This is a genomic window from Janthinobacterium sp. GW456P, from assembly GCF_002127655.1.
Classification (GTDB): Bacteria; Pseudomonadota; Gammaproteobacteria; order Burkholderiales; family Burkholderiaceae_D; genus Janthinobacterium.
On record NZ_NEHB01000002.1, the window covers coordinates 157,803 to 169,671 of the forward strand.

Below are 11,869 nucleotides of genomic sequence, written 5' to 3' on the forward strand. Positions count from 1 at the left end.
TCTGACCGGTCTGTTTGGTGATATAGCTCAGTTGGTTAGAGCACAGCATTCATAATGCTGGGGTCGGTGGTTCAAGTCCACCTATCACCACCAAGAATTTGCAGCATTGATGAACCCGCCCCTGCCTTGCGCAGCGGCGGGTTTTTTCATGTCCAGCCGCCGTGCATGCGGCCTGCGCGCAACATCAGCCCCATCCACATGCAATCGGGGATTGTGGCAATCCGCCGCTGGCGCTTACAATGAGAATAATTCTCATTTATATTGTTCGCCGCCCATGTCCGCCATTCAGCCCAGCCTGCAACAGCAAGTGCAGTCGCTCTACAGCGAGCATCACGGCTGGCTGCTCGGCTGGCTGCGCAAAAAACTCAGCTGCCCGCATGGCGCGGCCGATGTGGCGCAAGACACTTTCGTGCGCATCATCAGCTCGCGCGACGCGCTGTTCGGCATGCGCGAACCGCGCGCCTATCTGTCCACCACGGCGAAACGCTTGCTGCTCGACCGCGCGCGCCGGCAAGTGCTCGAACGCAGCTACCTGGCGGAACTGGCCCTGCTGGCCGACAGCCTGCCCGGCGCGCCGTCGCCGGACGAGGTCCTGATGGCCGTGCAGGCGCTCGAACAGATCGCCTCGGCGCTGGCCGGGGTGAGCGCCCGGGCGCGCGAGGCTTTTCTGCTGCATTACCTGGAAGAGCTGCCGCAGGCCGCCGTCGCCGCGCAGCTGAATGTCTCCACGCGCATGGTGCAGAAATACCTGGTACAAGCCTTGCTGGCCTGCCGCCACGCCTGCCCGGGCATGGCGGCATGAGCGGCGCGCGCACCGACGCGGCCGCCGAACAGGCCGCGCGCTGGATCGTGCGCCTGAGCGCGGACGACCCGGCCGAGCGCGACTCCGCGCAGGCCGGCTACGCCGCATGGAAGGCGGCCGACCCGCTGCACGCGAACGCAGCCGCCGGCATGGAAAACCTGCTGGGGCAATTGCACGCCGTGCGCGAACCGGCCGGCGGCGACCATCGTCCCGCGCGCGCCGCCCTGAAGGCCATCAGGCCACGGCCACGACGCTTGCGCCAGCTGGCCGCCGCCAGCGCCGTGGCCGTGCTGGTGCTGGGCAGCGCCATGCTCGCCGGCGAGCGCCCCGCCTACCTGCTGGCCGACCTGCGCAGCCCCACGGGACAATGGTCGACGCACACCCTGGCCGATGGCAGCCAGATCACCCTGGCCGGCGGCGGCGCCGTCAACGTGCATTTCAATAGGGGCGAACGGCATGTGGAACTGCTGCGTGGCGACATCCTCGTCGACGTGGCCAAGGATGCGCAGCGCCCCTTCATCGTCGACAGCGGCCAGGCGGCGATCCGCGCGCTGGGCACGCGTTTTAGCGTGCGCAGGGAAGACGGCGCCACCATCCTGAACATGCTGGAGTCAACAGTGTCGGCGCAAGTGCCGCGGCATCCGGCCGTCGTGGTACAGGCGGGCCAGCGCGCACGCATCACAAGCGACGGCGTCGGGCCACTGACAAACATCGATGCGGCCAGCCTGCAGGATGCCTGGCGCGCGCACCAGTTGGTGGTCGATGACCAGCCGCTGGCCGAGGTGCTCGACGAACTGGCGCGCCACCGCCCCGGCCAGCTGCGCTACGACCGCGCGCAGATCGCGCACATCCGCGTGGCGGCCGTGCTGCCGCTGGACGATACGGACAAGGCGCTGCAGCTATTGATCGACAATTTCCCGCAGCTGCGCATCCGCATGCTGACGCGCTACCTGGTGATGGTCGACGCGCCCGCCAGCGGCCCCGCAAAAAAATAAATAAAAATAATTGGCATTCGCAGTTCCACTTTGCGCATCTCGCGCGTCAAGGCAGCTGAGATCAATCAAAAAAGGCTGTCACCATGTACGTTCAAGTCGTTGCCGCTTCCTCCCCGCATACCCTGCGCACGCGTTTGCGCCCGCTGGCCCTGGCCGCCCTGCTGCTGGCCGGCGCCGGCATGCACGTCCAGGCCCTCGCCCAGGCCCATCCGGCCACCGCCAGCTACAGCATCCCCGCCGGCCCGCTGGCCGGTGCCCTGAACCGCTATGCGCAGCAGGCGGGCGTGTCCATCGTCATCGATGCCGCCAGGGTGCAGGGCTTGCAGAGCCCAGGCCTGCAGGGCAGCTACGCCCTCGATGACGGCTTTGCCGCGCTGCTGCGCGGCAGCGGCTATGCCATCGGCAAGACGTCCACCGGCTACGTGCTGGTGGCCGCGCCGGCGCCCGCGCCCACGGCCGCCGCGGCATCCGCCTCTGCTGGCGAACGCACGATGCCGTCGATTACCATCGTCGGCCAGTCCGAACAAGGCGCCACGACGGAAGGCAGCGGCTCCTACACGGCGCGCAAGCTCACCATCGGCAAGGGCGAGCAGTCGATGAAGGAGATTCCGCAATCGGTCAGCGTGCTGACGCGCCAGCGCCTGGACGACCAGGGCATCACGGACTTGCGTGAAGCCGTCAACAACGTCACCGGCGTGGTGGGCGTGCATGGCGTGGGCCCGGGCGTGGTGATCACGGCGCGCGGCTTCCAGATCGATCAATGGCAGTACGATGGCGTGCCGATCGACCGCAACACCTATGCGCTGGGGAACTGGGGCCAGGAAAACATGGTCATCTACGACCGCCTGGAAGTGCTGCGCGGCGCCTCCGGCATGCTGGTCGGCACGGGCAGCCCCGGCGGCTCCGTCAACCTGGTGCGCAAGCGCCCGCTGGCCACGCGCGCGATCACGCTGACAGGGCGCGCCGGCTCCTGGGACCACTACGGCGTCCAGGCCGACATCAGCGCGCCCCTGAATGCGGCAGGCACGCTGCGCGGGCGCGCCATCGTCGACGAGGACGACAGCCACTCCTTCATCGACCAGGTGTGGAGCAAGAACCGCACCCTGTACGCGGCGCTCGACTACGACCTGGCGCCAGCCACCACCGTGGGCCTGGCCGCCAGCCATGTCAAGGCCCACGGCCGCCCCACCTTCATCGGCCTGCCCCGCTACGCGGATGGCAGCGAACTGCCGCTGCCGCGCTCCACCTTCACGGGCGCCGACTGGAACCGCAGCCTGGTGGAACAGAGCACCGTCTATCTGGACCTGGAACACCATTTCAACACGCAATGGAGCCTGAAGGCTTCGGCGCTGGGGATGAATGAAAGCACCAGCTCCACGCACCAGCGCACGGCGTTCGCCATCAAGCCCGATGGCAGCGGCGCGCGCTATGGCGATTTTTCCACCGATTTCGACAACCGCAAGCGCGGCATCGACGCCTTCGCACGCGGCAAATTCGACGGCATGGGCATCGCGCAGGAAATCGTCGTCGGCGCCAGCTATGTCAGCATGACGTCGAACGACCGCTATGCGCGCGCGTGGGAGACGGGCGCCGACATCTTCAACATCAAGCACAATCGGCCGTGGCAGGATTTCGACACCATCGCCGCGCGCCCGGCGGGCGTGACCAGCTACAGCACCTACGACATGCGCCAGAAAGGCCTGTACGCCACCTGGAATGGCCAGTTGACGGGCAATCTGAAAGCCCTGCTGGGCGGACGCTTCAGCTGGTACGACTTCCTGTATGCCACGCCGGACGGCTACCGCGACGCCACCCGCACCACGGCCAAATTCACGCCATCGGTGGGCCTGCTGTATGCGTTGAACCCGCAATGGTCGCTGTATGGCAGCTATGCGGACATCTTCACGCCGCAGACGAACCACGACGTGGCGGGCCGGACCCTCAAGCCTATCACGGGCAGCAACTACGAGGCCGGCATCAAGGGGGAACTGCTGGACGGCAAGGTCAACACCGCGCTGGCCGTGTTCCGCTATGAGCACAAGGACCGCGCCGTCACCGACTACGCTGCCGGCTTCGCCTGCGACGGCTGGTACTGCTCGCGCGCCTCGGGCAAGGTGCGCAGCCAGGGCCTGGAAGCGGAAGCATCGGGCGAAGTGGCGCGCGGCCTGCAGCTGTCGGCCGGCTACGCCTACACGACGACGACCTACCTCGACGATCCGGACAACAAGGGCCAGGTCTTTTCCACCTGGACGCCAAAGCACATGCTGCGCCTTTGGTCCAGCTATACCCTGCCCGGTGCATGGGACAAGTTCAGCGTGGGCGCCGGCGCCAGCCTGCAAAGCCATACGCTCGATACCGAGCGCACCTTCAAGGTGGCCGGCTTCTCGATCTGGAGTGCGCGCCTGGGCTGGCAAGCCACGCCGCAAGTGGCCCTGTCGGTCAACGTCAACAATCTGTTCGACAAGCGCTACATCATCCCTTCCTACAACACCACCGGGTCGAACAACTATTATGGCGACCCGCGCAACGTGCAGTTCACCCTGAAGTACACGCCGAAGTGGTAAGGCGATTGAGAAGCTGAGCACCGGCACGATGGCCAAGGCGCGGGACTGGCATTCAGTTCGCGCCGCGGCCGGGATTTTCGGCTAAGATGATGGCGCGGCGTTGCGCCGCACCGCATCGTGCATCAGCCTCTCAATCATCTACACCGTCAATGGAACAAAAAGACAAGTCCTGGGTCACTTCGGTCGACGTCGCCAAACGGGCCGGCGTCTCGCGCTCCGCCGTCTCGCGCACGTTCACGCCCGGCGCCAGCGTGGCGCCCGAAACGCGGGCCCGCGTGATGGAAGCGGCGCAGTCGCTGGGCTACCAGGTCAACATCCTGGCGCGCAGCATGAACCAGGGCCAGAGCAATCTGGTGGGCGTCGTCATCACGGGCTTCACGGACCCGTTCCGCGTGGCCCTGCTGGGCGAAGTCACGCGCAGCCTGAGCGAACATGCGCTGGTGCCGCTGCTGATGAATGCGGAAGATCCCGAGCGCCTCAGCGAATTGCTGCGCATCCTCCTCAGCTACAAGATTTCCGGCGTCATCATGACGTCCGGCTCGCCGCCGTCCGCCGTGGCGACGGAATACCTGCAGCGGCAAGTACCGGTGGCCATGATCAACCGTGCGCGCGACCTGAAAGGCGTGGACGTGGTCAACAGCGACAACCGCCATGGCGGCGAACTCGCGGCCAGCACCCTGCTCGACAGCGGCGCCAAACGGCTGGCTTTCGTCAACACGCGCGCCAGCAGTTTCAGCGGCATCGCGCGCGGCAAGGCCTTCCTCGACCATCTGGCGCCGGCCGTGGCGAAGAAGCGCTGCACGGCCGGCGAATACCTGGCCGACGCCATCGGCTACCAGGCGGGCCAGGAAGCGGCCGACGCCCTGCTCGCCTCGGGCAAGCTGCCCGACGGCGTCTTTTGCGCCACCGACCTGATCGCCTGCGGCTTCATCGACGCGGCCCGCAGCAAGTACGGCATCGACGTGCCGGCACAATTGCAGGTCATCGGCTTCGACGACATTCCCATGGCATCGCTCGATGCCTACCGGCTGACCACCATCCGCCAGGATGCGGGCGAACTGGCGCGCCGCGCCGTCAAGAGCCTGGTCGAGCGCATGGAAAAATTTGCCATGCCGGGCCGCCTGAAGGAAGTCCCCGTCACCCTGGTGCGGCGCGGCACGACGCGCTAAGCGATTCAATACGGCAGATGGCGCAACGCTGTCTGCCCGCCGCCACCGCCCCGCATCGCCCGCCGTTCCCCGTTTTCCACACTTTTTCATCCTCCGCCTGTACTTGTTGACATCAAAAAAAATCCGGGTTACTGTTTGCACACGTGTACTGCACACGTGTGCAATTTCTTCAAAATGCCTGTTCTGGCCACACCACTAAAAAAAGCGCCCCGTCCACGGAGGCGTATCAAGGAGACCGTTATGTTGAACCACGTTCTAAGAATCGCCCTGTTCGGCGCCGGGGCCATCGGCCTGGCGGCCTGCACCACCCCCGCCGGCATGCAGCACAATACGGCTGCCAGTGCCGCCGCCGATCCGAAGCTGGCGAAGATCGGCCAGATCGTCGTCGTGTACATGGAAAACCGCAGCTTCGACCACCTGTTCGGCACCTTTCCCGGCGCCGACGGCATCGCCAATGGCCGCTCGCCGGACACCACCACGCAGACCGGCCCCGACGGCAAGCCGTATGCCATGCTGCCTGCCGTGGCGCTCGACAAGGGCGGCCTGGACCAGCGCTTCAAGGGCGACATCGCCAACGCGCCCTTCCATATGGAGCCGAGCGTGTCGCTGGGCGACAAGACGGCCAGTCCCGTGCACGCGTTCTGGACGCACAAGCGCCAGATCAACGACGGCAAGAACGACCGCTTCGTCGTCGAGGGCAATACGGGCGCCCTGCCCATGGGCTATTTCGACGGCAGCAAGCTCAAACTGTGGGCCTTGGCGCAGCGCTACACCCTGGCCGACCGCTTCTTCCAGTCCGCCTACGGCGGCTCCTTCCTCAACCACATGTGGCTGACCTGCGCCTGCACACCCGTGTTCCCGAACGCGCCCAAGTCCATCGTCGCCCAGGATGAACGCGGCACGGGCCACAAGAAGGGCGAGGAAGCCGAAGTGACGCAGGACGGCTACGCCGTCAACACCATGCAGGGCCCGCTGCTGTTCGATCCGACCAAGAAACAGACCTTCCTGCCGCCGCAAACCATGCCCACCATCGGCGACCGCCTGACGGACAAGGGTATCTCGTGGGTCTATTATGCGGACGGCTACGACATCGCCGTCGCCTCGACCAAGTCGGGCAAGAAGGCCGACGACTTCTCGTATCACCACCAGCCGTTCACCTACTTCAAGCGCTTCATCGACAGCCCGCAGCAGCGCGCCACGCACCTGAAGGACCGCTCCGACATGATCGCCGACGTCCAGGCGGGCAAGCTGCCGCCCGTCTCGTTCTACAAGCCCATGGGCAAGAAGAACATGCATCCGGGGATGGACAAATCGAGCGTGGCGGCAGGCGACGACGAGGGCGTCGCCATCATCAACGCCATCATGGAAGGCCCGCAATGGAAGGATACCGTCATCATCGTCACCACCGATGAAAACGGCGGTTTCTGGGACCACGTGGCACCGCCCAAAGGCGATCGCTTCGGCCCGGCCACGCGCATTCCCGCCCTCGTCATCTCGCCGTTCAGCGAAGGCGGCCATATCGACCATACCGAATATGAAACCGTGTCGATCCTCAAGTTCATCGAGGAACGCCATGGCTTGGCGCCATTGAGCGAGCGCGATGCGCGCGCCAACAGCCTGGCCAAGGCCCTCAAGCTGTAACACCCCCCTCCTGCCTGTCTACCCTGGGTGCGCCGTCCTGCGCGGCGCGCCCGGGCAACTCACATCCAAAGGAAACGCCATGCTGCACGCACGCCATCTTCCCCTGTCCATCCTGATGCTCTCCCTGGCCGCCTGTGGCGGCGGCGAGACAACGCCGCCGGTAACGCCCCCTGTCACGCCGCCGGTGACGCCCCCTGTGACGCCGCCGCCCGCCACCTACTACCAGACCAAGACGCCGTACACGCCGCAGCAGGAGGCGGCCACGTATGAAGCCGCGCCGGCCGGCTACGCGCCCGTGTTCACCGAACTGGTGGCGCGCCACGGTTCACGCGGCCTGTCGAGCATGAAGTACGATGCCGCCTTCTACAATGTCTGGCAAAGAGCCGCCGCCGACGATGCGCTCACGCCGCTGGGGCAAAAGCTGGGCGCCGACATCCTGAAACTGATGAAGGCCAACGCGCTGCTCGGCTATGGCGTGGACGGCATCACGGCGCCCGGCTACGGCAACCTGTCGCAGACGGGCATCAATGAGCACAAGCAGCTGGCCGTGCGCATGCTGGCGCGCCTGCCCGCCCTGTTCACGCAACTGGGCGCGAGCGCCGCCAGCGCGCCGCGCCAGATCGTCACCGTCAGTTCCGGCGTGGACCGCGCCAAGGACAGCGCCGCATATTTTGCGCAGTCGCTGGCCGCCACGGCACCAAACGTCGCGCCGCTGATCACCCTGCCGCCCGCGCCCGCCGGCTACCCGGCCGGCAAGCCCGTGGCGCAGCCAAATGGCACCAACCGCTTCCTGCTGTATGCACACAAGCTGGTGCCGAAGACGGACCTGGTCACCGATGCCCTCGATGGCTACTACCAGACCTACCAGGACAGCCAGGCCTACCAGAACTACCTGAAAAGCCCCGACTTCCTGGCTAAATACACGGCCATTGATACTGACGCCACGGCGCGCGCCCTGGGGCGTGAAGTGCTGGAACGACTGTTCACCAAGGCGTTTGTCGACAAGATCGACAACGGCACCTACAGCTTCGCCAATACGGGCACTTACAGCTTCACCAGCGACGACGGCAAGTTCACCAACACTGTCACTGGCGACGGCGAGACCACCATCAAGGGCCTGGCCGACGCAGCTTCCGTGCTGTACAACCTGTACGCCATCATGGCCGGCATGACGAACGAGGTCAAAGCCGACTTCGTGCAGTACATGCCGTCGGACGCGGCCAAGTACCAGGCCTTCGTGCAGGATTACCAGGATTTTTACAACAAGGGTCCCGGCACCACGGAAAGCGCCGGCGTCACCTGGAACTACGTGCGCGCGCTGCGCGAAGACTTTTTCACGGAAGTGGACGCCATCGCGCGCGGCGACCTGTCGCACGGCGCCAAGCTGCGTTTCACGCATGCGGAAGCCATCATCCCGCTGGCCACGGCCATGGGCCTGAAGACCGTCGTCGGCGCGCTGCCGGCGGCGCAGACCTACAGCTATGACAACAGCAGCTGGCGCGGCCTGTACGTGGCACCGATGGCGGCCAACATGCAGTGGGACGTGTATCGCGACGCCAGCGGCAATGTGCTGGTCAAGCTGCTGTACAACGAAAAGGAAACCGACTTCCAGGCCGCCTGCGATGGCGCGCGCTTTGCGGCCGGCAGCCATTTCTACGTGTATGCAAAGCTGAAGTCCTGCTACGGCCACGTGGCGCAGTAGGCGGGAAGCGTGGGCGGGCCGGCTCCAGCCGTGCCCGCTTGATTGACGTTTGATGCTAGGCTGGCGCCTGGATCATCACGTCACGGAATCCCATGCCTCCATCGCTTTCCCTGGCCAGCATCCCGCTGGCCCTGGCCCTCGCCATAGGCGCCGGTCCCGCGCTGGCCGTCGAAGGCCACTACCAGACCAAGACGCCGTATGCGCCGCAGCAGGACCCGGCCACATATGCCGCGCCACCGGCCGGCTTCCTGCCCATCTACACGCAATTGGTGGCGCGCCACGGTTCGCGCGGATTGACGGGCATGAAGAACGACGCGGCCCTGTACGCGATGTGGCAGCAGGCGGCGGCGCAGGATGCGCTCACGCCGTTGGGCCGCGAGCTGGGTCCCGACATCCTGGCGTTGATGAAGGCGAATGCCTTGCTCGGTTATGGCGTGGCCGGTATCGAACAACCGGGCTACGGCAATCTGTCGCAGACGGGTATCGACGAGCACCGGCAGCTGGCCGTGCGCATGCTGGCGCGCCTGCCCGCCCTGTTCGCACAGGTGGGGCAAGACGCCGCGACGGCGCCGCGCCAGCTCGTCACCATCCATTCGGGCGTGGACCGCGCGCGAGACAGCGCACGCTTTTTCACGCAGTCGCTGCTCGAGCACGCGCCCGCGCTGGCGCCCTTGGTATACCTGCCGCCCGCGCCGGCGCCGTATCCGCAGGGACGCGCACCTGTAGCACTGCCCGATGGCGTCAACCGCTTCCTGCTGTACGCGCACAAGCTGGCGCCGCAGACGGACCGCGTCACCGATCCGGCCAATCCGTATTACGCCACCTATGCCGCCAGCCAGGCCTACCAGTACTATGAAAGCACCAAGCAGCTGCACGCACTGATGGACGCCCCCGCCAGGCTGCCTGCGGCGACCGCGCATGCGCGGCACGTGCTCGAACGGCTGTTTTCTCCGGCCTTCCTCGAGCAGTTTGAAGGCGGCCGCGCCAGCTATGCGGACACGGGCAGCTACACCTTCACCAGCGCCGACGGCAAGCTCACGCGCACCATGACGGGCAGCGGCAAGACCGTCATCCGCAGCCTGAATGCGGCCGCGACAAAACTGTATGAGTTGTATGCGATCGCCGCCGGCATGCGGCATGAAGTGCCGGCCGATTTCAGCCGCTACATGCCCGCAGAGGACGCGCGCTACTACGCCCATGTCGCCGACCATGAGGATTTTTACCAGAAGGGACCGTCCACCACAGAAAGCCGCGGCGTGACCTGGCGCTTTGCGCTGGCCTTGCGCGACGATTTTTTCAATGAGGTCGATGCGCTGGCCAGGGGCGATGTGCGCCACGCGGCCAAACTGCGCTTCACGCACGCCGAGATGATCATTCCGCTCGCGTCGGCCATGGGCTTGCAGCAGGCGCTGGCCCCCTTGCCGGCATCGCTCAGCTACAGTTATGAAAACAATCCATGGCGCGGCCAGAGCATCTCGCCGCTGGCGGCCAATATGCAGTGGGATGTGTACCGCAACGACGCAGGGCAGCTCATCGTGCGCCTGCTGTACAACGAAAAGGAAACGGACTTCCAGGCCGCTTGCGACGGCGCCCGGATCGCGCCGGGCAGCGTCTTTTACGACTATGCGAAACTGAAGACCTGCTACGGACACGTGGCGGCGCGCTGACGCGCTGATGCAGCGCGCCGCCAGCGCGCTTTACTTCAGGGTCGGCATGGCAAACTCGGCCCCGGCCGCCGTCGAAGCGGGCCAGCGTTGGGTGACGGCCTTTTGTTTCGTGTAGAAGCGCACGGCTTCGGGGCCATGCGCATGGTGGTCGCCGAACAGGCTGCGCTTCCAGCCGCCGAAACTATGGAAAGCCATCGGCACGGGAATCGGCACGTTGACGCCCACCATGCCGACCTGCACCCGGTGCGTGTATTCGCGCGCCGTGTTGCCGTCGCGCGTGTAGATGGCCGTGCCGTTGCCGTATTCATGCGCGTTGACCAGGTCCAGCGCCGCCGTGAAATCAGGCACGCGCACGATACAGAGGACGGGGCCGAAGATTTCTTCCTTGTAGATCGTCATCTCCGGCGTGACGTGATCGAACAGGCTGCCGCCGAGGAAAAAACCGCGCTCATGGCAGGGCAGCACGAAGCCGCGCCCGTCGCAGATGAGCTTGGCGCCTTCCATGACCCCCGTGGCAATGTAACCGGCGATCTTGTCCTTGTGCACCTGCGTCACCACGGGGCCCATTTCCGCTTGTAAATCCATGCCCTGCGTGATCTTTAACGCCGCGATGCGCGGCACCAAGGCGTCCACCAATTGATCCGCCACATTGCCGACCGCCACGACGACGGAAATGGCCATGCAGCGCTCGCCGGCCGAACCGAAGGCGGCGCCCATCAGCGCGTCGACCGTCTGGGGAATGTCGGCGTCGGGCATGACGACCATGTGGTTTTTCGCGCCACCCAAGGCCTGCACGCGCTTGCCCTGCGCGCAGCCCGTCGCATAGATGTATTCGGCAATCGGCGTGGAACCGACAAAGCTGACGGCGCGCACGTCCGGGTGGTGCAGCAAGCCGTCGACGGCTTCCTTGTCGCCCTGCACCACGTTGAAGACGCCGTCGGGCAAGCCCGCGTCCGTCAACAATTGGGCCAGCAGCAGGCTGGCCGACGGGTCGCGCTCCGACGGTTTCAGCACGAACGTATTGCCGCAGGCAATCGCCATCGGGAACATCCACATCGGCACCATCACGGGAAAGTTGAACGGCGTGATGCCGACGCACACCCCGAGCGCCTGGCGGATCGACCAGGCATCGATGCCGCCGGCCACCTGTTCCGAATACTCGCCCTTCATCATCTGCGGAATGCCGCAGGCAAACTCCACCACTTCGATGCCGCGCGTCACTTCCCCTTTCGCATCCGTAAACACTTTGCCGTGTTCACGCGTGATCAGCTCGGCCAGCCTGTCGGCGTTTTGCTCCAGCAACTCCTTGAATTTGAACATGACGCGGGC

General features: G+C 65.6%; 8 protein-coding genes and 1 tRNA gene. 8 read left to right on the forward strand and 1 reads right to left on the reverse strand.

What is annotated here, in order from left to right:
* Positions 1–16 precede the first annotated feature (16 nt).
* From CBW66_RS03105 to CBW66_RS03140, 8 genes are all read left to right on the forward strand, one after another.
* Positions 17–93: transfer RNA gene (locus tag CBW66_RS03105), tRNA-Met, on the forward strand.
* A gap of 181 nt (positions 94–274) precedes the next feature.
* A complete protein-coding gene (locus CBW66_RS03110) occupies positions 275–802 on the forward strand; it encodes a sigma-70 family RNA polymerase sigma factor (RefSeq protein ID WP_086136996.1) in 528 nt (175 codons plus the stop codon).
* Positions 799–1,797 (forward strand): FecR domain-containing protein, encoded by a 999-nt coding sequence (locus tag CBW66_RS03115; RefSeq protein WP_086136997.1) that lies wholly within the window; start codon positions 799–801, stop codon positions 1,795–1,797. The genes CBW66_RS03110 and CBW66_RS03115 overlap by 4 nt, the downstream gene beginning before the upstream one ends.
* An 83-nt stretch (positions 1,798–1,880) precedes the next feature.
* On the forward strand, positions 1,881–4,361 hold the full coding sequence (locus CBW66_RS03120) for a TonB-dependent receptor (protein ID WP_086136998.1): 2,481 nt from the start codon (positions 1,881–1,883) through the stop codon (positions 4,359–4,361).
* 149 nt (positions 4,362–4,510) lie between these two features.
* Positions 4,511–5,530 (forward strand): LacI family DNA-binding transcriptional regulator, encoded by a 1,020-nt coding sequence (locus CBW66_RS03125; RefSeq protein ID WP_086136999.1) that lies wholly within the window; start codon positions 4,511–4,513, stop codon positions 5,528–5,530.
* A gap of 240 nt (positions 5,531–5,770) precedes the next feature.
* Positions 5,771–7,171 (forward strand): alkaline phosphatase family protein, encoded by a 1,401-nt coding sequence (locus CBW66_RS03130; RefSeq protein WP_070220788.1) that lies wholly within the window; start codon positions 5,771–5,773, stop codon positions 7,169–7,171.
* Positions 7,172–7,250: 79 nt separating this feature from the next.
* Entirely contained in the window at positions 7,251–8,873 is a 1,623-nt protein-coding gene (locus tag CBW66_RS03135; RefSeq protein ID WP_086137000.1) for a histidine-type phosphatase, read from the forward strand.
* A gap of 92 nt (positions 8,874–8,965) precedes the next feature.
* Positions 8,966–10,540, forward strand: a complete 1,575-nt coding sequence (locus tag CBW66_RS03140) for a histidine-type phosphatase (protein WP_086137001.1) — start codon at positions 8,966–8,968, stop codon at positions 10,538–10,540.
* A gap of 30 nt (positions 10,541–10,570) precedes the next feature.
* Here CBW66_RS03140 and CBW66_RS03145 read toward each other — a convergent pair.
* Positions 10,571–11,869, reverse strand: a 1,299-nt coding sequence (locus CBW66_RS03145; protein ID WP_086153607.1) for a CoA-acylating methylmalonate-semialdehyde dehydrogenase, incomplete at its 5' end; no start/stop codon positions are given.

Excerpts from the sequence above, each read along its gene's own strand:
- CBW66_RS03110 (WP_086136996.1), top strand. The coding sequence starts at position 275 with ATGTCCGCCATTCAGCCCAGCCTGCAACAGCAAGTGCAGTCGCTCTAC.
- CBW66_RS03115 (WP_086136997.1), top strand. The coding sequence starts at position 799 with ATGAGCGGCGCGCGCACCGACGCGGCCGCCGAACAGGCCGCGCGCTGG.
- CBW66_RS03120 (WP_086136998.1), top strand. The coding sequence starts at position 1,881 with ATGTACGTTCAAGTCGTTGCCGCTTCCTCCCCGCATACCCTGCGCACG.
- CBW66_RS03125 (WP_086136999.1), top strand. The coding sequence starts at position 4,511 with ATGGAACAAAAAGACAAGTCCTGGGTCACTTCGGTCGACGTCGCCAAA.
- CBW66_RS03130 (WP_070220788.1), top strand. The coding sequence starts at position 5,771 with ATGTTGAACCACGTTCTAAGAATCGCCCTGTTCGGCGCCGGGGCCATC.
- CBW66_RS03135 (WP_086137000.1), top strand. The coding sequence starts at position 7,251 with ATGCTGCACGCACGCCATCTTCCCCTGTCCATCCTGATGCTCTCCCTG.
- CBW66_RS03140 (WP_086137001.1), top strand. The coding sequence starts at position 8,966 with ATGCCTCCATCGCTTTCCCTGGCCAGCATCCCGCTGGCCCTGGCCCTC.